The 21,034-nt window shown below is 73.3% G+C and carries 14 protein-coding genes and 1 riboswitch; of the genes, 7 read left to right on the top strand and 7 right to left on the bottom strand.

Translation table 11 applies throughout. The features are described 5' to 3' along the window. Positions 1 to 62: 62 nt before the first annotated feature. A complete protein-coding gene (locus tag C4U44_RS17925; RefSeq protein ID WP_103886844.1) occupies positions 63 to 1,100 on the bottom strand; it encodes a C40 family peptidase in 1,038 nt (345 codons plus the stop codon). A gap of 6 nt (positions 1,101 to 1,106) precedes the next feature. After that, a riboswitch (cyclic di-AMP (ydaO/yuaA leader) is annotated at positions 1,107 to 1,260 on the bottom strand. A gap of 179 nt (positions 1,261 to 1,439) precedes the next feature. Beyond that, positions 1,440 to 2,564 carry a C40 family peptidase gene (locus C4U44_RS17920; RefSeq protein ID WP_103886843.1) on the bottom strand — a complete coding sequence of 375 codons (1,125 nt, stop codon included), beginning with the start codon at positions 2,562 to 2,564 and terminating at the stop codon, positions 1,440 to 1,442. A 223-nt stretch (positions 2,565 to 2,787) separates the two neighbouring features. Between C4U44_RS17920 and pcrA the strand changes: the two genes are divergently transcribed. Beyond that, entirely contained in the window at positions 2,788 to 5,283 is a 2,496-nt protein-coding gene (gene pcrA, locus C4U44_RS17915; protein WP_103886842.1) for a DNA helicase PcrA, read from the top strand. A gap of 48 nt (positions 5,284 to 5,331) precedes the next feature. Here the strand turns inward: pcrA and C4U44_RS17910 are convergent, their stop codons facing one another. After that, positions 5,332 to 6,864, bottom strand: a complete 1,533-nt coding sequence (locus tag C4U44_RS17910) for a M23 family metallopeptidase (RefSeq protein ID WP_235032167.1) — start codon at positions 6,862 to 6,864, stop codon at positions 5,332 to 5,334. A 139-nt stretch (positions 6,865 to 7,003) separates the two neighbouring features. Beyond that, on the bottom strand, positions 7,004 to 7,990 hold the full coding sequence (locus C4U44_RS17905) for an alpha/beta fold hydrolase (protein WP_103886840.1): 987 nt from the start codon (positions 7,988 to 7,990) through the stop codon (positions 7,004 to 7,006). A 359-nt stretch (positions 7,991 to 8,349) separates the two neighbouring features. On the opposite strand from C4U44_RS17905, the gene C4U44_RS17900 reads away from it, so the two are divergent. Continuing rightward, a complete protein-coding gene (locus tag C4U44_RS17900) occupies positions 8,350 to 8,757 on the top strand; it encodes a cobalamin B12-binding domain-containing protein (protein ID WP_103886839.1) in 408 nt (135 codons plus the stop codon). A 181-nt stretch (positions 8,758 to 8,938) separates the two neighbouring features. Here C4U44_RS17900 and C4U44_RS17895 read toward each other — a convergent pair whose 3' ends face one another. Both C4U44_RS17895 and C4U44_RS17890 read right to left on the bottom strand, forming a co-directional pair. Then, a complete protein-coding gene (locus tag C4U44_RS17895; protein ID WP_103886838.1) occupies positions 8,939 to 10,504 on the bottom strand; it encodes a DUF5691 domain-containing protein in 1,566 nt (521 codons plus the stop codon). Positions 10,505 to 10,658: 154 nt separating this feature from the next. Then, a complete protein-coding gene (locus C4U44_RS17890; RefSeq protein ID WP_103886837.1) occupies positions 10,659 to 12,032 on the bottom strand; it encodes an SWIM zinc finger family protein in 1,374 nt (457 codons plus the stop codon). A 159-nt stretch (positions 12,033 to 12,191) separates the two neighbouring features. On the opposite strand from C4U44_RS17890, the gene C4U44_RS17885 reads away from it, so the two are divergent. The 5 genes from C4U44_RS17885 (at position 12,192) to sucD (ending at position 19,740) form a co-directional block, all read left to right on the top strand. After that, positions 12,192 to 13,382: an ATP-binding protein gene (locus tag C4U44_RS17885; protein ID WP_103886836.1), complete on the top strand. Its 1,191-nt coding sequence runs from the start codon at positions 12,192 to 12,194 to the stop codon at positions 13,380 to 13,382. Positions 13,383 to 13,645: 263 nt separating this feature from the next. After that, positions 13,646 to 16,171: a DUF5682 family protein gene (locus C4U44_RS17880; RefSeq protein ID WP_407642866.1), complete on the top strand. Its 2,526-nt coding sequence runs from the start codon at positions 13,646 to 13,648 to the stop codon at positions 16,169 to 16,171. Beyond that, a complete protein-coding gene (locus C4U44_RS17875) occupies positions 16,168 to 17,343 on the top strand; it encodes a VWA domain-containing protein (RefSeq protein ID WP_103886835.1) in 1,176 nt (391 codons plus the stop codon). The genes C4U44_RS17880 and C4U44_RS17875 overlap by 4 nt, the downstream gene beginning before the upstream one ends. A gap of 318 nt (positions 17,344 to 17,661) precedes the next feature. After that, positions 17,662 to 18,834 (top strand): ADP-forming succinate--CoA ligase subunit beta, encoded by a 1,173-nt coding sequence (gene sucC, locus C4U44_RS17870; RefSeq protein ID WP_103886834.1) that lies wholly within the window; start codon positions 17,662 to 17,664, stop codon positions 18,832 to 18,834. A gap of 21 nt (positions 18,835 to 18,855) precedes the next feature. Beyond that, positions 18,856 to 19,740, top strand: a complete 885-nt coding sequence (gene sucD, locus C4U44_RS17865) for a succinate--CoA ligase subunit alpha (protein WP_103886833.1) — start codon at positions 18,856 to 18,858, stop codon at positions 19,738 to 19,740. A gap of 112 nt (positions 19,741 to 19,852) precedes the next feature. Here sucD and C4U44_RS41545 read toward each other — a convergent pair whose 3' ends face one another. Then, the gene (locus C4U44_RS41545) at positions 19,853 to 21,010 is read right to left on the bottom strand and encodes a SigE family RNA polymerase sigma factor (protein WP_160145055.1); all 1,158 of its coding nucleotides are present in this window, start codon (positions 21,008 to 21,010) and stop codon (positions 19,853 to 19,855) included. Between the last annotated feature and the right edge of the window lie 24 nt (positions 21,011 to 21,034).

Here is a 21,034-nt window from a genome sequence, read left to right as displayed (position 1 = left end):
CCGGGCCTGAGCGCCCGGGCCCGGGCGCCCAGGCGCGGGCTCGCCGTCAGGCGTTCAGGGCGTCAGGCGATGCGGCGGGCCGCGGCGAACGGCATCCAGTCCATCGGTGCGATCTCCACCGACGCGCCCGTGTGTGGGGCGTGCACGACGTTGCCGTTGCCGATGTAGATGCCGACGTGGCTGATGCCGGAGTAGAAGAAGACCAGGTCGCCCGGCTGGAGGTCGGACTCGGACACGGCCGTGCCGTCCTTGACCTGGTCCCAGGTGGTGCGGCCGATGGTGATGCCGGCCGCGCGGTAGGCGGCCTGGGTCAGCCCCGAGCAGTCGTACGAGTTGGGGCCGGTGGCGCCGGAGACGTACGGCTTGCCGCGCTGGGCGAGGGCGAACTGGATCGCGGTGGCGACGCGGCCGGAGGCGGGCCCGCTGTACTTGTACGTCGCGCTGGAGGCCGGCGCCTTGGGCTGCAGCGCCGCGAGCTTCTTCTTCTGCTCGGCGTTGAGGCTGTTGAGCAGCTTCTGCGCGGCGGCGAGCTTGGTCTGCGCGTTCTTCTTCTGGGTGGCGAGCTTGCTCTGCGAGCTGGTCAGCTGCTGGAGGCTCGCGGTGGCCTGGGCGCGCTGGACCGACGCCTGCTCCTGCTGGATCTTGAACGACTTGAGCGCCTGCTCCTGCGTGGCGGTCATCCGGTCCAGCAGGTGGTTCTGCGACAGGAAGCTCTGCGGGTCGTTGGAGAACAGCAGCTGCGTGGTGGCACCGAAACCGCCGGTGCGGTACTGCTCGGCGGCGAACTGGCCCAGCACGCGGCGGGACTCGTTCATCTTCTCGGTCTTGTCGGCGACGTCGGCGAGCAGCTGGTTGGTCTTGGTGCGCTGCGTCGCCGTCTTCTCCTTGGCCTGGTCGTACTGCTGCGTGGCGACCTCGGCCTGCTGGTTGAGGGAGTCGACCTGCTTCTTGACCTCGCTGATCGAGGGCTTGGCAGGTGCCGCGTTCGCGGTCTCGCTCATCAGGGTGACCGACGCCAGGGCCGCGGTGGTGATACCGACGGCCGCCCGCGGGGCGGTCATCGCGAGTATCCGGGTACGCGGCTTGCGGTGCGACGCCAAGGAGGCGCTCCTTCCGTGGACCGCCGACCGGGTTAGCTGACGGGTTCGGGCGGGAAAGGTCGCCCTACCGGACGGACGCGGGTGCGTCTGTCCCGATTCACCCCGATGTGCCTGTGGGTCCCCGGCTCCGGCCGCCGGCCGGATTAGGCAGAGGTGGTGCGCTGCCGGACCGTTGCCGACGGGAGGCGTACCACCTAGCGGGCTACCGTAGTCAACTTCGCCGAGTGATGGGAAGTTTGGATTGCAATGTGACCGAAATCGCTTTGTGACCTGGGGTTTTGCCGTGCGCTTTAACGGTGGAAAAGGCCCGTGTGGTGGCGACACGGGCAGGCGGCATCATTACGGACGGACCGCCCCGTAGAAGGGCATCTCGGTGATCGGGGCGATCTTGACCACGGTGCCGGTGTGCGGGGCGTGGATCATCTCGCCGTCGCCGATGTACAGCCCGACGTGGCTGACGTCGCTGTAGAAGAAGATCAGGTCGCCCGGCTGGAGGTCGGCCTCGGAGACCCGGGTGCCGACGTTCACCTGGTCGTAGGTGGTGCGCGGCAGGTCGATCCCGGCGGCCTTGTACGCGGCCTGGGTCAGCCCCGAGCAGTCGTAGGAGTCCGGGCCGGTCGCGCCCCACACGTACGGCTTGCCGATCTGGTTCCGCGCGAAGGCGATGGCCTGTTCGGCGGCCGAGGAGTTGGACGCCACGACGGGCGCGTCGGCGCCCTTGGCCGCGGTCTTCGCGGCGGCGGCCTGCTTGGCCTGCTCCTGCTCGGCGAGCTTCTTCGCCTTCGCCTTCGCCTCGGCCTCCTGCTTGGCCTGGAGTTCCGCCAGCCGCTTCTTCTCCTGCGCGTTGAGGCCGTTGAGCAGCTTCTGCGCGGCGCCGAGCTTGGTCTGGACGTCCTGCTTGGCGGACTTGAGCTCGCCCTGCTTGGTGGTCAGCGTGGCCAGGCTCTTGGCCGCCTCGATCCGCTGCTGGGTGACCGCGGCCTGCTGGGTCCGGTAGCTCTCGACCGCCGCCTGCTCCCGCTTGCCCATCACGTCGGTGAGGTGCACCTCGTCGGCGAGGTCCTGCGGGTTGTTCGACAGCAGGTAGCGGCTGGTGGTGAGGTCGCCGCCGCTGCGGTACTGCGCCGCCGCGAACTCGCCGAGCACGCGCCGCGAGTCGTTGAGCTTCTGCGTCTTCTGGGCGACCTGCGTGAGCAGCTTGTTGACCTTGGTGTTCTGCTGGTCGGTCTGCTCCTGCGCCTGGTCGAACCGCTGCGTCGCCGCCTCGGCCTGCTGGTTGAGGGAGTCGACCTGCTTCTTGACCGTGCTGATCGACGGCTGCTTGGGCTTGGGGGAGGCGGGAGTGGCGCTCGCGCTCTCGCTGAGCAGTGTCACGGTCGCCAGCGCGGCCGTGGTGATCCCGACGGCCGCGCGGGGGCCGGGCGTGCTGAGTATCGCGGTACGGGCCTTACGGTGCGTCGCCATGGCGGACGGACTCCTCTCGGACGCTGCCGGATCCGGCTGGTGCGGCACGCTAGCCAATGCCTGGTACGGCTGGGAAGGGCGATGTCCGATAGGCCCGATACCTTTTCGTAATGTTTTGCCGAAGCGGCCGCATCGTCACCCAGCGTGGTATCCGGGCTACCCACGCGGCGACTTCCGCGGACGGCGGTGGAGTGTCCCCGCGGGCGCCTAGACTCGGGAGGCGATGAGCAGCCTCTTTGACGACAGCTTCCTGGCCGGTATGGACGCGGCCCACGGCCCCTCCGACGGTGAGCAGCCCCCGCCCCCGGAGGACGGCCCCGGCGGCGAGGACGTCCCGCACGACCTGTTCCACGGCCGGTACGACGGCCCGCCGGCCCACGACGCGCAGTACCGCAACGGCGCGGCGCGTCCCGTCGCCGACCCCGCCCAGCTCCTCGTGGGTCTCAACGAGCAGCAGCGCGCCGCCGTCGAGCACCACGGCGGGCCGCTGCTCATCGTCGCGGGCGCCGGCTCCGGCAAGACCCGCGTGCTCACCCACCGCATCGCCTACCTGCTCGGCGCCCGCGACGTCCACCCGGGCTCCATCCTCGCCATCACCTTCACCAACAAGGCCGCGGGCGAGATGAAGGAGCGCGTCGAGGAGCTGGTCGGGCCGCGGGCCAACGTGATGTGGGTGTCGACCTTCCACAGCGCGTGCGTGCGCATCCTGCGCCGCGAGTCCAAGACGCTCGGCTTCACCTCGTCGTTCTCGATCTACGACGCGACCGACTCGCGCCGGCTGATGGCCCTGGTCTGCCGCGACCTGGACCTCGACCCCAAGCAGTACCCGCCGAAGTCGTTCAGCGCCCAGGTCTCCAACCTCAAGAACGAGCTGGTCGACCACGAGACGTTCGCCGCGAAGGCGGAGAACGGCTTCGAGAAGAAGCTCGCCGAGGCGTACGCGCTCTACCAGGCCCGGCTGCGCGACGCCAACGCGCTGGACTTCGACGACATCATCATGACCACGGTCAACCTGCTGCAGGCGTTCCCCGAGGTCGCCGCGCACTACCGGCGGCGCTTCCGGCACGTCCTGGTCGACGAGTACCAGGACACCAACCACGCCCAGTACACCCTGGTGCGCGAGCTGGTCGGCACCGAGGACCCCGCCGCGGACCCCTCCGAGGAATCCGCCCCGGACGCCGTCCCCACCGCCGAACTCTGCGTCGTCGGCGACGCCGACCAGTCGATCTACGCCTTCCGCGGCGCGACGATCCGCAACATCCTCCAGTTCGAGGAGGACTACCCGCAGGCCCGCACCATCCTGCTGGAGCAGAACTACCGCTCCACCCAGAACATCCTCAACGCCGCCAACGCCGTCATCGAGCGCAACGCCGGCCGCCGCGCGAAGAACCTGTGGACCGAGTCCGGCCAGGGCCCGGTCATCACCGGCTACGTCGCCGACCAGGAGCACGACGAGGCGCAGTTCGTCGCCGACGAGATCGACCGGCTCACCGACGCCGGCGACGCCCGTCCCGGTGACGTCGCGGTCTTCTACCGCACCAACGCCCAGTCCCGTGTCTTCGAAGAGGTCTTCATCCGGGTCGGCCTGCCCTACAAGGTCGTCGGCGGCGTCCGCTTCTACGAGCGTCGCGAGGTCCGTGACGTCCTCGCCTACCTGCGCGTCCTGGCCAACCCCGAGGACGCCGTGCCGCTGCGCCGCATCCTCAACGTGCCCAAGCGCGGCATCGGTGAGCGCGCCGAGGCGATGATCGACGCCCTCGGCCAGCGCGAGCGGATCTCCTTCCCGCAGGCCCTGCGCCGCGTCGACGAGGCGTACGGCATGGCGGCGCGTTCGGCGAACGCGGTCAAGCGCTTCAACACGCTCATGGACGACCTGCGCACCGTCGTGGAGTCCGGCGCGGGACCCGCCGTCGTCCTGGAGGCGGTGCTCGAACGCACCGGCTACCTCGCGGAGTTGCAGGCGTCCACCGACCCGCAGGACGAGACCCGGGTCGAGAACCTCCAGGAACTCGCAGCCGTCGCCCTGGAGTTCGAGCAGGAGCGGGAAGGGGAGGAGACCGGTTCGCTCGCCGAGTTCCTGGAGCGCGTCGCCCTCGTCGCCGACTCCGACCAGATCCCCGACTCGCCCGACGGCGAGGAGGACACCGGGGGCGTGATCACCCTGATGACGCTGCACACCGCCAAGGGCCTGGAGTTCCCCGTGGTGTTCCTCACCGGCATGGAGGACGGCGTCTTCCCGCACATGCGGGCCCTCGGCCAGGTCAAGGAGCTGGAGGAGGAGCGCCGGCTCGCCTACGTGGGCATCACCCGTGCCCGCCAGCGGCTCTACGTCACCCGGTCGATGATGCGCAGCGCCTGGGGACAGCCCGCCTACAACCCGCCCTCCCGGTTCCTGGAGGAGATCCCCGACGCGCTCATAGAGTGGAAGCGGACCGGGCAGCCCGGCGGTGGCTCGGGATCCAAGGCCGCGGCCTCGCTCTCCTCGTCGATCGCCGCGCGCGGGCGCTCGGGGACCGGCGGGTTCGCCACCCGGCGCTCCACCGGGGACCGTCCGGTGATCTCGCTCGCCGTCGGCGACCGGGTCACCCACGACCAGTTCGGCCTCGGCACCGTGGTCGCGGTCACCGGCCGCCCGGGCGACGAGAAGGCCACCATCGACTTCGGTGACGAGCGCCCCAAGCAACTCCTGCTGCGCTACGCCCCGGTCGAGAAGCTCTGAGGTCCCAGCCGTACTGACCCGCGTCAACGACCCTGCGGGTCAGTACTCCTAGCGCGGGTCCAGCCCGTGGGAGAGCAGCCAGGGCAGCGGGTCGATCGGTGACCCTCCGTGCGGGCGCACCTCGAGGTGGAGGTGCGGGCCCGTGGTGTTGCCGGTGTTGCCCGAGTAGGCGATGACCGTGCCGGCCTTCACCGTGCCGGAGCGGATCTTCGTGCTGCTCAGGTGGCAGTACCAGGTCTCGGTGCCGTCGGGCGCGGTGACGATCGCCATGTTGCCGTAGGAGCTGTTCCACTGGGTGCGCACGGTGCCGTCGGTCACCGCCATCACCGGGGTGCCGACCTGCACCGGGAAGTCGATCCCGGTGTGCAGGGCCATCCAGTGCTCGCCGGACTGCCCGAAGTACGCGCTCAGGCCCTTCTGCTTCACCGGCAGCACGAACTTGGGCCGCAGCGCCTCCTTGCGGGCCGCGGCCTCCGCCGCCGCCTTCTTCGCCGCGGCCTGCCGGTCCTTGAGGTCCACCCGCTCCTGGGAGCGGCTGGCGCGGGTGGCGAAGTCGTCGGCGTCCTGGCTCACCCCGCTGAGCTGCCGGTCGAGTTGGGTGGTCGGGGCCTTCCCCGACGCGTCGGTCGTCGACTTCGAGGTGCCCTGGGCCATCCCGACCCCGCCGACGGCCGCCGCGCCGACCGCGGCCACGCCCATCACGGCCACCGACGGCACCCCGACGGTCAGCAGCGCCGAGCGCTTGGCCGGCTTCCGGCGGCGGCTGCGCGCGGTGGGCACCTCGTCGACGGCGAACTCGTGCCGTACCGGTTCGTCGTCGGCCGGCGTGCCGAACGTGTACTCCTCGCCGAGCAGGGCGGTGTCGTCGGGCTCCGGCTCGGGCGCCACCGGCGCGGCGAACGGCGTCGTGCCGGTCGCGGTCGCCGTGCCCGCCTCGGGCTCGCCGTACCCGCTCGCGTACTCGGCGCCGGGGTACCCGCCGGGCGGCGTGTCGTACGCCTCGGCGGTCCCGGTGCTCCCGGTGGCCTCGAAGGGGACGGACACCTGCTCGTACAGCCCGGTGTCGCCGTTGCTGTCGTACCCGTAGCCGTACCCGTAGGTCGGGTAGGCGCCGGAGTCCCACTCCTGCTGCTGCGGGAAGGCGGGCTGCTGCGGGGTCTGCCAGGCCGTGGTGTCGTACGTCCCGGTGTCGTAGTACGTGGCGCCTGTGCCGGTCGTGGTCGCCGTGGCCGCGTACGGGTCGTGGACGGCGTAACCGCCCGTGTCGTACGTGCCCGTGGCGTACCCGCCGGTCTCGTAGCTGCCGGTTTCGTACGTGCCCGTGGCGTACGTACCGGTGGCGTAGCTCCCGGTGTCGTACCCGCTCTGGTCGTAGCCCTGCTGCGCCGTGCCCTGGTCGTAACCGTAGGCGTACTGCTGGTCGTACGGCGCGGCCTGCTGCGGGATGTGGCCGTAGGCATGGCTGCCGGTCGTGTCGTCCGCGTAGGTGGTGCCGAGGGTCGGGTAGGAGCCCGAGGAATAGGCGTCGTACGCGTGGGCGTCGTAGTCGGAGGAGTACTCCGACGGGTGACGTTGGTTCACCGCCAGCTTCTCTTTCGCCTAGGCAGCAGGAGAATTAGCGGCGACTGTAGCCCTCCGTACGGGGCGCAGACAATCTTCTGTCCGGAGCTGGCGTCCGCCTTGCCCGGTGTTCGGTCGATATTCGACCGTTATGTGTCCGTTATGCGGCGTCGATCGCGCCCGGCAGCGGCCCCGGCCCGGACAGGGCACGCCTGATCTCCGCGGCCACCGAGCCGTGCACGGGCAGCGCGAGATGGCCCACACCGCGCACCTTGATGTTGGAGGTGGAAAGGTCCGGGTGTTCGAGGCACGCCGCCTCGGCGGGGATCATGAGCTCGTCGAGGTCGCTCCAGAAGGCCACGAACCGGGTCCGGCAGCCGGGCGCCGGCCGTGCCAGCTCCTCCAGGACCGGCGAGCCGGGCCGCATCTGGCGGGCCAGCGGATGCGGGGCCAGGGCCGGCACCGCGCGGGTGCCGGAGTGGGGTGTGCCCATGGTGACCAGGGTGCGGACCCGGGCGTCACCCCCCAGGCACTGGACGTAGTAGCGGGCGACGAGACCGCCCAGGCTGTGGCCGACGATGTCCACCCGGGAGTGCCCGGACTCCGCGCAGACCCGCTCGATGTGCGGGCCCAGCATGGCCGCGGCGGTGCGGATGTCGCCGGTCAGCGGGGAGTAGTTCAGCGCCTGGACGCGGGTCCAGCCGTTGCGGAGCAGGGAACGGCGCAGCAGGGCGAAGGCCGAGCGGTTGTCGACGAAGCCGTGCAGCAGCAGCACCGGGGGGTGGGAGCGGCCTTCGGTGGGCAGGAGGGCGGGGTCCGAACGGGCCTTTCCGGTGGCACCGGGCGCCCTGTGCTGCGAGTCCTGGGGGTCCTGCGGGTCCTGGCCGTCCGCCTGGTGCGGCGGCGCGGCGATGCGCTCGGGCAGGATTCCGGTCGGATACAGCAGCAGGTGCCCGGCGAGCACGGCCACGTCGATGGCGGTGGCCTTGGCCAGCTCCGCCGTGTGCCCGTTCCACAGGGCTCCGCTCCACAGCGCGCGGCCGGGGATACGGCTCCAGGGGCTCCCACCGGGGGCCCCGCCCGGTGTCGGGCCCGGTGTCGGGCCCGGCTCGGGGTCCGGCTCGCTTTCCGAGGACTGGGCTGTCATGGCCCACCTCCCGTCGCGGCGCCGCGGGGTCGTCATCGACCCCGGGTGCCCTCAGCGGGAGCCGGAGCGGATGCCGCATCCCCGCGCCCTGCGGCTCGATACGCGGCGATGCGGCGTCCTGACTGCGGCTCTCGAAGGAACGAGCCGGGCGTCCCCGCGGCTTCCGGTGTGTCCCGCACCGGGCACCGTGGGCAGCCCCGACCCTTGTGCATGTGTCCCACTGTGTGATTTCCCCCTCCCTGCCCCGCGTAAAACTGTCGGGCGCGGCGAGCTGGCGCTAACGTTCGTTTACGCGGTAGCTCGCTCACTCTGCGCAACGGCGCCAGGTGAGTCCTGTGCCAGGGATCATGGAGGCAGTAATGGGAGTGTCCGGACCGATCCGCGTGGTGGTCGCCAAGCCGGGGCTCGACGGCCATGACCGCGGTGCAAAAGTGATCGCGCGTGCTCTCCGTGACGCCGGCATGGAGGTCATCTACACCGGGTTGCACCAGACCCCCGAACAGGTGGTGGACACCGCGATCCAGGAGGACGCCGACGCGATCGGGCTCTCCATCCTCTCCGGCGCCCACATGACGCTCTTCGCCAAGGTGGTGGAGCTGCTGCGCGAGCGTGACGCGGAGGACATCACCGTTTTCGGCGGCGGGATCATCCCCGAGGCGGACATCCCCCCGCTCACCGAACTCGGCGTCGCCGCGATCTTCACCCCGGGCACGCCCACGGGGGACGTCGTGGCCTGGGTCAAGCAGAACGTGGGTCAAGCCGCCTGACCCTCCAGGGCGCCTTGGTTGGTGGCCCTTTTTTCGCGGAGAGAGCCGCACAAACGAGGGGCGCGTGGGGGCACCTCCCAGCCGCCAGGCTGGGGGAGAACTGCGCGAGCAACCACAGCGGGACCGCAAGGTCCCGTAGTGGCAGGACGGGGCAGCCCGGGGGGTCAGGGCAACCTGGGGGTCAGGGCGCCGTCTCACCGAGCTCCGTGAGCATCAACGCGCGCAACCGCAGCGTGCCGGTCAACCGCTGGAACGCCTCCGACCAGTACGCACTCGCCCCCGGCGAACCGTTCGGCGCCTCCTCGGCGGCAGCGCTCAGCACGCCCACCTGGTCCGCGGCGGCCGGATCGAGGCAGCGCTCGGCCAGCCCCATCACCCCGCTGAAGCTCCACGGGTAACTCCCGCCGTCCCGCGCGATGTCCAGCGCGTCCACCACCGCCCGGCCGAGCGGCCCGCTCCAGGGCACCGCGCACACCCCCAGCATCTGGAACGCCTCCGACAGGCCGTGCACGGCGACGAACTCCGCGACCCAGTCGGCGCGTTCGCCCGCGGGCAGGATCGCGAGCAGCTTCGCGGGATCGCCGATCGCCGCCACCGGGCCGCCGCGGGCCGACGGCGCGCCGAGCAGCGCGCGCGCCCAGCCGCGGTCCCGCTGGCGTACCGCCGCCCGACACCACGCCGCGTGCAGGTCGGGCTGCCATTCGTCCAGCACCGGGAGGGCGATGATCTGCTCAGGGGTCCGCCCGCGGAACCGCCCCGGCCACACCGACAGCGGGGCCGCGTCCACCAACTGGCCCATCCACCACGAGCGTTCACCTCTTCCGCTGGGCGGCTGCGGGGCCACGCCGTCCCGCTCCATGGCGGCGTCGCACTCGTACGGTGCCTCGACGGTGATCCCGTCGGCGCCGAGCGACACGCAGGTGCGCGCCCGGGCCGCCATCCGTGCGGCCAGCGCGGACGAGGGCAGCGCGGAGAGCAACTCGGCAGCCGTCGAACGGACATTGCGGCTGCGGTCCGCCAACGACTCCTCCAGGAACGGCTCGTCCGCCGGGGACAGCCCGGTACGCAGCGCGTCCACGAACATCAGCCGGTCCTCGGCGCGTTCGGCCCGCCACGTCGAGCGCAGCAGGGCCAGCGCACCGGCCGGATCGGACTGCCGCAACCGGGTCAGCAGGGCGACGCGTTCCGCGAACAGGCCCTCCTCCCAGAGCCGTTCGCGGGCCGCCGCGTCCTCGGCGGCCGCGGCCGTGCTTACCGCGCCGCTGCCCGCCCGCAGCGCGAACTTCCACTCGGGATTCAGCTCCGCCAGCCACAGCGCCCGCGGTCCCGCGACGGCCAAGGCGTCCGCGCGCAGGTCCGTACGCGCCCTGGCGGTGTCCAGCAGCGCGGGCAGCAGCGCGGGCGGCAGGGCGAAACCCCGACGGCGGGCCGCCGCCAGCCACTGGGGCAGCAGCTCCAGCAGGCTCGGCGCCGAACCCTGCCGGCCGCGGCCGCCCTCGGTCAGCATCATCTCCAGCCGGCGGCGGGCGGCGTCCGGCACCTCCGGGCGCGGGTCGGGCGCCACCGGCTTCGGTCGCTCCCCGGCGACTCCCGGCCGCAGGCCCGCCCGCCGTCGCACCACCCCGACCGCCGCCGCGTCGAGCAGCCCGACGGCCGCCTCCTGCGCGTCCCCCACGACTCCCGTGGGGCGGCGCCGCTCCGTCCCCAGCAGCGCGCTCCCCACCAGGTCGTCCCACGTCCCACCCATCGTGTGCCCCTTTCCCTTCGTCCTTCGGGTCGCTGGTGTGTCCCTGTCGCCACGCCCGGGTGCTCCGGTGCCCGCGCGTCTCGTGCTTCCTGCCTTCCGGGAAACGGCTGACCGCCGCCGGTGGACGCCCCCCTCCGGCGCCCGCCGGCGGCGGTCAGGCGAGGACCGGTGTGGGCGCGGGTGCGGGAGAGGACGGGGACCATGCGGTGAGCGGCCGGGCTCCGGTGGGGGTGAGTTCGGCGAAGAGGGTGAGGGGATGGCCGCCGGACAGCGCGGCCAGCCGCCACGGGGCCGGGCCGGTGAGGGGGACCGCGTCGGGGCCGGCGACGTCGGCGAGCTGCCAGCGGTCGGGCCCCGGCACGGGGACGACGTCGGTCAGCAGGACGGGCCAGGCATCGAGCCAGGGATCGTCGGCGAGAGCGGCACCGTAGGCATCGAGCGCCGGGCCGATGGCGGTGCCCGGCGGGATGGTGCCCGGGGCCTCCACGCTGGCGCGGTGCGCGCCGAGAGCTGCCCGCAGCGGCACCGCCGACGGGTGGTAGGCGAGCTCGGCCTCCACCACGAGGCCCACCGGCAGCGCGAGTTGGGGGGCGCGACCGGCCGCGCCGAAGGACAGCACCAGGGCGAACCGTCCGGCCGCAGCGTCATGGAGCCATATCCGGCGGGTGGTCAGGTCGTCGGTCGTGTCGTACTGCGCGAGGACCAGCCACTGCCCGTGCACGGTCGGACCGGCCAGTAGATCCGCGCTGTCGACGGTGAAGCCGATCCTGGCCCGGACGGTGTCCACCAGCGGCTCCGGCAACCCCTCGCGGCCGAGGAACCCGCGCGCGAGCAGATGCAGCAGCGCCGTCTCCTCCAGCATGCGGGACGGCCAATCGCCGCCGGTCGCGGGTATCGCGCCCAACTCCCGCACCCGCGCGGCGAGTCCGGGCGCCTGGGCGTCCACCATGCGGGCGGCCGTCTCGTCGAACGCCTTGTGTCCGGCGGTGTCCGCCCCGGCCAGCCCGCCGCGCAGCAGGTCGGCGAGCCGCTGCTCCAGCTCGGCGGCGCCGCCCTCGACCCGCACCGCACGCCGGTCGGCCCGCTTCCTGGCCGCCCCCGGGTCCGCGGGGCCCGCGGCGCGCGGCGCGTCGGCACCGGCGGCGCCTCCCGCTCCGGACTCCTCCTTCTTGCGCCGCGCGGCCGTCCACTGCTCCACCCACTCCGGCTCCGCGCTGGCGCCCGCGGCCCCCGCCGCGGCGATCGGCCCGTCCGCGCCCCCGGCCCACAGGAGCAGCAGCGCCAGCGCGTGCTTGCACGGGAACTTCCGGCTCGGGCAGGTGCAGCGGTACGCGGGCCCGCGGGTGTCCACCGCCGTCTGGTACGGCTTGCTGCCGCTGCCTTTGCACAGCCCCCACACGGCGGTCCCCGCCGCCCCCGTGCCGGACCACGGCGCGGGTTGGGCGAGCTTCGCGCCCGCCGTGCGTGATGCGGCGTCGGGCGCCAGCGCGAGCACCTGATCCACCGTCCAGCGCGTTTCCGTCTCCATGTCCCAGACCGTAGGTCCCGGCACTGACAATCGCCATGAGCTGCGGAAATAGCGCTGGGTGACGGATTGTCAGTGGTCGGGTGCATCGTGGGAAGCACACCGAACGAGCACGGGGTCGAAGGGCTCCGCGCAAGCGAGTGGGGGAGAATCGTGTCGCTTTTGTCCGCACCCAGCAGCACCACCGCCGGTTCCGAGCCGACCGGTTCCGGGCCGACCGGTTCTGGGCCGACCGGTTCTGGGCCGGCCGCGCCCGGCGCCGCGCCGAGCGCCGAGCAGGCGCTGCGCCCGCACGCGGAAGACTCCTTCGCGGACGAACTCGTTGCGCTCGCCGCCGCCGACGACCGCACCCGCCCGGCCCGATGGAAGCTCTCGCCGTGGGCGGTCGCCACGTACCTCCTCGGCGGGACCCTGCCGGACGGCACCGTGATCACCCCGAAGTACGTCGGCCCGCGCCGCATCGTGGAGGTCGCGGTCACCACCCTCGCCACCGACCGCGCGCTGCTGCTGCTCGGCGTGCCGGGCACCGCCAAGACCTGGCTCTCCGAGCACCTGGCCGCCGCGATCAGCGGCGACTCCACCCTCCTCGTCCAGGGCACCGCCGGGACCCCGGAGGAGGCGATCCGCTACGGGTGGAACTACGCGCAGTTGCTCACCCACGGCCCCAGCACCGACGCCCTCGTGCACAGCCCGGTGATGCGGGCGATGGCCGAGGGCCGGATCGCCCGGGTCGAGGAGCTGACCCGCATCCCGGCGGACGTACAGGACACCCTCATCACCATCCTGTCCGAGAAGACGCTGCCGATACCGGAGTTGGGCAGCGAGACCCAGGCCGTGCGCGGCTTCAACCTGATCGCGACCGCCAACGACCGCGACCGCGGGGTGAACGAACTGTCGAGCGCGCTGCGCCGCCGGTTCAACACCGTCGTGCTGCCACTGCCCGCCACCGCGGAAGAAGAGGTGGACATCGTCTCCCGGCGGGTCGACCAGCTCGGCCGCGGCCTGGACCTGCCGGTCGCGCCGCGCGGCGCCGAGGAGATCCGCCGGGTGGTCACCGTCTTCCGCGAGCTGCGCGCCGGCGTCACCGAGGACGGCCGCACCAAGGTCAAGTCGCCCTCGGGGACGCTCTCCACGGCCGAGGCGATCTCGGTCGTCACCGGCGGTCTCGCGCTCGCCGCGCACTTCGGCGACGGGGTGCTGCGGGCGGGCGACACCGCGGCCGGCATCCTCGGCGCGGTCGTCCGCGACCCGGCCGCGGACCGGCTGGTCTGGCAGGAGTACCTGGAGACGGTGGTCCGCCAGCGCGACGGCTGGAAGGACTTCTACCGGGCCTGCCGTGAGGTGTCCGCATGAGGGCGGCCTCCTCCGGCGGCGCGGCGCTCGCCGGCGTCCGGCTCTCACACGCCGTGCCCCGTGCGGCAATCGGCGCTGCGGACGGTGAGCCTGAGGTGCCCGGGAGCCGGGCCCCCGGTCCGGTCTCCGCGCGCGAGCCGCACGCGGTCGGTGGCGGGGCGGGGTCCGCGGTCCGGTCCGCGGCCCTGACCGTCTCCGGTGCGGAGGCGGGAGCCGCGCCGTCCTCCGCCACGCCGGAGAAGGGCCACGCGCCCGGCGGAGCAGTGGGAGCGGTGCGGCGCCGGCCCTCCTCCGGCCGGTCGGACGACGTGGTGCTGCTGGGAGTGCGGCACCACGGGCCCGGCTCGGCGCGCGCGGTGCGTGCCGCGCTGAACGCGTACCGCCCGGAGGTCGTGCTGATCGAGGGGCCGCCGGAGGCCGATGAGCTGACCGCGCTGGCCGCGGACCCCGCGATGCGGCCGCCGGTCGCGCTGCTCGCCCACGTGGTGGACGACCCGGCACGCGCCGCGTTCTGGCCGTTCGCCGAGTTCTCCCCGGAGTGGGTGGCGATGCGGTGGGCGGCCGCGGCCGGCGTGCCCGTGCGCTTCATCGACCTCCCGGCCGCCCACACCCTGGCGCTGCGCGCGGCCGATCGCGACGGCGCGGACGGGCTGCCGGGTGCCGACGGCGAACCCGTACCCGTACCCGATCGCCACCCGGCACCCCCGGGCGGAGACGCCGACGTCCGGGTCGACCCGCTGGCGGTGCTCGCCGAGACCGCGGGGTACGACGACCCGGAGCGCTGGTGGGAGGACGCGGTCGAGCACCGGGGCGGCGCCGAGGAGACCGATCCGCTGCTGCCGTTCGCCGCGGTCGCGGAGGCGATGGCCGCGATCCGGGCGACCTACGGCGACGGGGGTGACGACCGCGACCCGCTGCGGGAGGCGCACATGCGGTTGCGGCTGCGCGAGGCGCGACGCGGGTACGCCCGCACCGCCGTCGTGTGCGGGGCGTGGCACGTCCCGGCGCTCGCCGACGCCGTACCGGCCGCGGCCGACCGGCAGTTGCTCAAGGGACTGCCGAAGGCGAAGGTCGAGACGACCTGGGTGCCGTGGACCCACCGCAGGCTCGCCCGCGCCGGCGGGTACGGCGCGGGGATCGACTCGCCCGGCTGGTACCAGCACCTGTTCACCGCGCCGGACCGCCCGGTCACCCGGTGGATGACGAAGGTCGCCGGGCTGCTGCGCGACGAGGACCTGCCGGTCTCCTCGGCCCACGTCATCGAGTCGGTGCGGCTGGCCGACACGCTCGCCACGATGCGCGGCCGCCCGCTGGCCGGTCTCGGCGAGACCGTCGACGCGGTGCGGGCGGTGATGTGCGACGGCTCCGACGTGCCGCTCGCGCTGATCCAGGACCGCCTGGTGGTGGGGGACGTGCTCGGCGAGGTCCCGCCGGACGCCCCCGCCGTACCGCTCGCCCGCGACCTCGCCCGGGAGCAGCGTCGGCTGCGGCTGAAGCCCGAGGCGCTGGAGCGCGAGCTGGAGCTCGACCTGCGCAAGGAGATCGACGCCGGCCGCAGCCAACTCCTGCACCGGCTGCGGCTGCTGGGCATCGGCTGGGGCGAGCCGACCGCCGGACGCGGCGGCAAGGGCACCTTCCGGGAGAGCTGGAGACTGCGCTGGGAGCCGGAGTCGGCGATCCGTGTCGCCGAGGCGGGGATCTGGGGCACCACCGTGCGGGCGGCGGCCGGCACCCGCGCCCAGGAGGCGGCGGTCGCCGCGGCCACCCTCGCCGAGGTCACCTCGCTCGCCGAAGTGTGCCTGCTGGCCGGGTTGTCCGACGCGCTGCCGACGGTGATGCGGGTACTCGCCGACCGTGCCGCGCTGGACGCCGACGTCGGCCACCTCGCCGCCGCACTGCCCGCCCTGGTCCGCGCGGTCCGGTACGGCGACGTCCGCGGCACCGACTCCACCGCGCTCACCCGGGTCGCGGCGGGTCTCGCCGAGCGGATCCGGATCGGCTTCCCCCCGGCCTGCGTCAATCTCGACCAGGACGGCGCCGCCGCGCTCCGCGCCCGTATGGACGAGGTGCACCGCGCGATCGCCCTGCTCCCCGAGTCCCCGTCGGAGGCCGGACCGACGACCGGGGCCGAGCGGCCCGCGTCCGGCGGCGAACCCGCGTCCGGCAGGGAGCCCGCATCCGGCGGCGCGCCCGCATCGGGCGGTCTCCGGGACCGGTGGGCCGGGATGCTGCGGGCACTCGCCGAGCGGGACGGCGCGGTGCCGGGACTGCTGCGGGGCGCCGCGGCCCGACTGCTGTTGGACGAGGGCCGGTTGGACGCCGCGGAAGCCGCCCGGCTGATGGGGCTCGCGCTCTCGCCGGGTACCGGCCCCGCGGAGGCGGCCGGCTGGATCGAGGGCTTCCTCGCGGGCGGCGGGATGCTCCTGCTGCACGACGAGCGGCTGCTCGGGCTGGTGGACGGATGGCTGGCGGGGGTGCCGCGGGAGGCGTTCACCGACGTACTCCCGCTGCTGCGGCGGACGTTCGCGGAGTTCGAGCCCGGAGTGCGCCGCTCGGTCGGCGAGTTGGTGCGGCGCGGGCCTGCCGCGGTGCGCCGTCCGCGGGCATCGGCCGCCACCGGTGAGACGGGACTGCCCGGTTTCGGGCCGGACCTGGATCGGGTCCGGGCGAACACCGCGGCCAGGACCGTCCGGCTGCTGCTCGGGCGCGGCAGCACCACAGGACCGGGCGAGTGGGAGGACCACGGCGACCCGGCGGAGCGGGACGACCAAGGGGGAGCACACCGATGAACACCAGCGGCACCCGGCGGGAAGCGGACGCCGACGAGCGGATGAGGCGCTGGCGGCTCGTCCTCGGCGGCGCGGCCGACGGCACCGGCTGCGAGCTGACCGGGCGGGACGAGGCGATGGACCGTACGCTCGGCGCGCTCTACGGCAGCGGCGGCGGGAGCGGGCGGGGCGAGAAAGGGGCGGAGCGGTCGGCGGGGCTGGGCGGTTCCGCGCCGCGGGTGGCCCGCTGGCTGGGCGACATCCGCACCTACTTCCCGAGTTCCGTCGTCTCGGTGATGCAGCGCGACGCGATCGACCGGCTGGGCCTGTCGGCCCTGTTGCTGGAACCGGAGATGCTGGAGGCGGTCGAGGCGGACGTGCACCTGGTGGGCACCCTGCTCTCGCTGAACCGGGCGATGCCGGAGACCACCAAGGACACCGCGCGGGCCGTGGTGCGCAAGGTGGTGGACGACCTGGAGAAGCGGCTCGCCACCCGGACCCGGGCGACGCTGACCGGGGCGCTGGACCGTTCGGCGAAGACCTTCCGGCCGCGCCATCGCGACATCGACTGGGACCGCACCATCCGGGCCAACCTCCGGCACTACCTTCCCGAGCACGGCACCATCGTCCCCGAGCGGCTGGTCGGGTACGGCCGCGCGGACCAGGCGGTGAAGAAGGACGTCGTGCTGTGCATCGACCAGTCCGGGTCGATGGCCGCGTCCGTCGTCTTCGCCTCCGTCTTCGGGGCGGTGCTCGCCTCGATGCGCTCGATCGACACCAAGCTCGTGGTCTTCGACACCGCGGTGGTCGACCTGACCGACGCGCTCGACGACCCGGTCGACGTCCTCTTCGGCACCCAGCTCGGCGGCGGCACCGACATCAACCGGGCGCTGGCGTACTGCCAGTCGCTGATCACGCGGCCGGCCGAGACCGTCGTGGTGCTGATCAGCGACCTGTACGAAGGCGGTATCCGCGACGAGATGCTCAAGCGGGTCGCGGCGATGAAGGCGTCCGGTGTGCAGTTCGTGGCACTGCTGGCGCTGTCCGACGAGGGTGCGCCGGCGTACGACCGGGAGCACGCCGCCGCGCTCGCCGCGTTGGGCGCGCCCGCCTTCGCGTGCACTCCCGACCTGTTCCCGGAGATCATGGCCGCCGCGATCGAGAAGCGGCCGCTTCCCGTCCCGGAGCCCTGACCCGGGGCGACTCCCGGTGGGGCGTCCCGGGGCCCGCGGCGGGCGGGCCGATCCCGGGGAAGGTTGTGACCGTTCTCACCGCCCGCATGTGAGGTGCGATTTAGGACGCCACGGCCCGCGGCGATAACCTGCAAGACGGACATGCCGCGTACTCGGTCACCGTGTGCGCTTCCCTTGTGACTGCGCACAGTCGCCCTGCCCGTAGCGGCACGCCCAGCCGATCAGGCGGCGCTGCACTTCCGGCGGCAGCCGCCTGCGAGACGCTGAATTCCGGGCAAGCCCGAGGAATCCAGGAAACCAAAAGGGAGACGGACGCGCGTGGACCTGTTCGAGTACCAGGCGAGGGACCTCTTCGCCAAGCACGGTGTACCGGTGCTGGCCGGTGAAGTCATCGACACGCCTGAGGCGGCGCGCGCGGTGGCGGAGCGACTGGGCGGCCGTGCGGTCGTCAAGGCGCAAGTCAAGGTGGGCGGCCGCGGCAAGGCGGGCGGCGTGAAGCTGGCCGCCGACCCCGCCGACGCCGTGGCGAAGGCCGACGCGATCCTCGGGATGGACATCAAGGGCCACACGGTCCACAAGGTCATGCTCGCCCAGACCGCGGACATCAAGGAGGAGTACTACGTCTCCTTCCTGCTGGACCGCACCAACCGCACCTTCCTCGCGATGGCGTCCGTCCAGGGCGGCGTCGAGATCGAGGTCGTCGCCGAGGAGAACCCCGACGCGCTGGCCAAGGTCCCGGTGGACGCGCTGGAGGGCGTGACCCCGGAGAAGGCCGCCGAGATCGTCGCGGCCGCGAAGTTCCCGGCGGAGATCGCCGACCAGGTCGCGGACGTGCTCCAGAAGCTGTGGACCGTCTTCGTCAAGGAAGACGCCCTGCTGGTCGAGGTCAACCCGCTGGTCAAGACCGGTGACGGGCAGATCATCGCGCTCGACGGCAAGGTCTCGCTGGACGAGAACGCCGCCTTCCGGCAGCCGGAGCACGAGGCGCTGGAGGACAAGGCCGCCGCCAACCCGCTGGAGGCCGCCGCCAAGGCCAAGGGCCTCAACTACGTCAAGCTCGACGGCCAGGTCGGCATCATCGGCAACGGCGCGGGCCTGGTCATGTCGACCCTCGATGTCGTCGCCTACGCCGGTGAGGCGCACGGCGGCGTCAAGCCCGCCAACTTCCTCGACATCGGTGGCGGCGCCTCCGCCGAGGTGATGGCCAACGGCCTGGAGATCATCCTCGGCGACCCGGACGTGAAGTCCGTGTTCGTCAACGTCTTCGGCGGCATCACCGCCTGCGACGAGGTCGCCAACGGCATCGTGCAGGCGCTGGCCCTGCTCGCCTCCAAGGGCGAGGACGTCAACAAGCCGCTGGTCGTCCGCCTGGACGGCAACAACGCGGAGCTGGGTCGCAAGATCCTCTCGGACGCCGCCCACCCGCTGGTGCAGCGCGTCGACACCATGGACGGCGCGGCCGACAAGGCCGCCGAGCTGGCTGCGAAGTAAGGAAGAGGGACTCAAGACACCATGGCTATCTTCCTCACCAAGGACAGCAAGGTCATCGTCCAGGGCATGACCGGTGCCACCGGCATGAAGCACACCACCCTGATGCTGGCGGACGGCACCAACATCGTCGGCGGCGTCAACCCCCGCAAGGCCGGCACCAGCGTCACCTTCGAGCAGGGTGAGGTCCCGGTCTTCGGCTCCGTCAAGGAGGCCATGGAGGCCACCGGCGCGGACGTGACCGTCATCTTCGTCCCGGAGAAGTTCACCAAGAGCGCGGTGGTCGAGGCGATCGAGGCCGAGATCCCGCTCGCGGTCGTGATCACCGAGGGCGTCGCCGTCCACGACTCCGCCGTGTTCTGGGCGCTCGCCCAGGCCAAGGGCAACAAGACCCGGATCATCGGCCCGAACTGCCCCGGCCTGATCACCCCCGGCCAGTCGAACGCGGGCATCATCCCCGGCGACATCACCAAGCCGGGCCGGATCGGCCTGGTCTCCAAGTCGGGCACGCTGACCTACCAGATGATGTACGAGCTGCGCGACATCGGCTTCTCGTCCGCGGTCGGCATCGGCGGCGACCCGATCATCGGCACCACCCACATCGACGCGCTCGCCGCGTTCGAGGCCGACCCCGACACCGACCTGATCGTGATGATCGGCGAGATCGGCGGCGACGCCGAGGAGCGGGCCGCGGCCTTCATCGAGAAGAACGTGACCAAGCCGGTCGTCGGCTACGTCGCCGGCTTCACCGCGCCCGAGGGCAGGACCATGGGCCACGCGGGCGCCATCGTCTCCGGCTCCTCCGGCACCGCGCAGGCCAAGAAGGAGGCCCTGGAGGCCGCGGGCGTCAAGGTCGGCAAGACGCCGTCGGAGACCGCACGCCTGGCCCGGTCCATCCTCGCGGGCTGACCACAGGTCCGGCCCCGGCCGGACCACCCCGGGTCCGGCCCAGGCCGGGCCCGGTGATCCACGGCGGCGCGGGTCCGTCTCCCGGAGGGGAGCGGGCCCGCGCCGCCGCATGTCAGGGGGAGCCCTGACCGCCGGTACGGGCGGGTGCGTGCACCGTCGCTGCCGGTCCGGGCCGGACCGGCCGGCGGGACGACTGGTGGGCCGGGGTGAGGATCACCGCCGCGGTGGTGGCCACCGCAATCGCCGCGGTGAGCGCGTACGCCCCGAAGGTACGGCGCCGGGCACCCCGCCGGCTCGCGTCCCGCACGCCCTCCGGGCGGTCCGGCGGCTCCGGCTCGGTACCTGCGCCGCCGTCGAGCAGGGCGCCCAGCCGCACCGGCAGCGCCTCGGCCGAGAGGTCGGGCACCGCCTCGGTCAGCGCCTCGCGGGCGCCGGCGATCCGCGCCGCGGCCGCCTCCTCGCCTGCCTCCGCCTCCGCGGCCGTCGCGGGCAGGTCGAGCCCCAGGCCGTCATGGAGCAGGACCGCCTTGCGGCGGACCGGGGGCAGCGTGAGCAGGGCCGCCGCCAGCGGGTCCGCGGGGATCCGCGGCCGCGGCCGGTGCCCGCCCGCCCACGACGGCACCCACCGCTGCCAGGGCGCGAGCGCGTGCTCGTACGCCGTCGCGCGCACCCACCCCACCGGGTCGCTGTCCTGCGCCACCTCCTCCCAGCGCTGCCAGGCCAGATCGAAGGCGTGTGCCACGGACTGCCGGGCGCGCACCGTGTCACCGGTCAGCAGCTCCACCTGGTGCAGCAGCGGGCCGGCCGCGTGCGTGTAGAGGGCGTCGAAAGCGTTCTCGGGGGTGGCGTCGTCGGGCAGCCCAAGGGCCAGGGCGGGCGGGGGCGTTCGTGCGGGTGCGGGTGCGGGTGCCGCGGTCGCGTCAGCGGGTGCCGGTGCCGGTGCCGGTGAAGGTGCCGTGGTCGCGTCCGGGGCTGCGGGCGCGGGTGCCTCCGTGGCCGTCCTGGTGGGGGCGCCGATGGAGGTCGGAGCGGTGGCGGCCACGAGCGTGGCCGCACCCGGGGCGGCGGTGGTCCTGGGGTGCCCGGCCGTAGCGGGGGCGTGGCCTGCGGCCGAGGGTGCGGCGGGACGGGCGCCCGCGGGGTCGGCGAGGGCGGTGGGTGCGGCCGGGCTGCCCGAGGCGCCCGGAGTGCGGGGGGCGCGGGGCGGCCGCGGGGTCCGCGCCGTCCCTCCGGCCGTGGAGCGCTTGCGGGACCTGCGCCGTGAACTCATCGGTCCGCCTCCTGCCGGGCCTGC

Source organism: Actinacidiphila yanglinensis (assembly GCF_900107965.1).
Taxonomy (GTDB): Bacteria; Actinomycetota; Actinomycetes; order Streptomycetales; family Streptomycetaceae; genus Actinacidiphila; species Actinacidiphila yanglinensis.
This window is presented reverse-complemented; position numbering and strand designations above follow the sequence as displayed.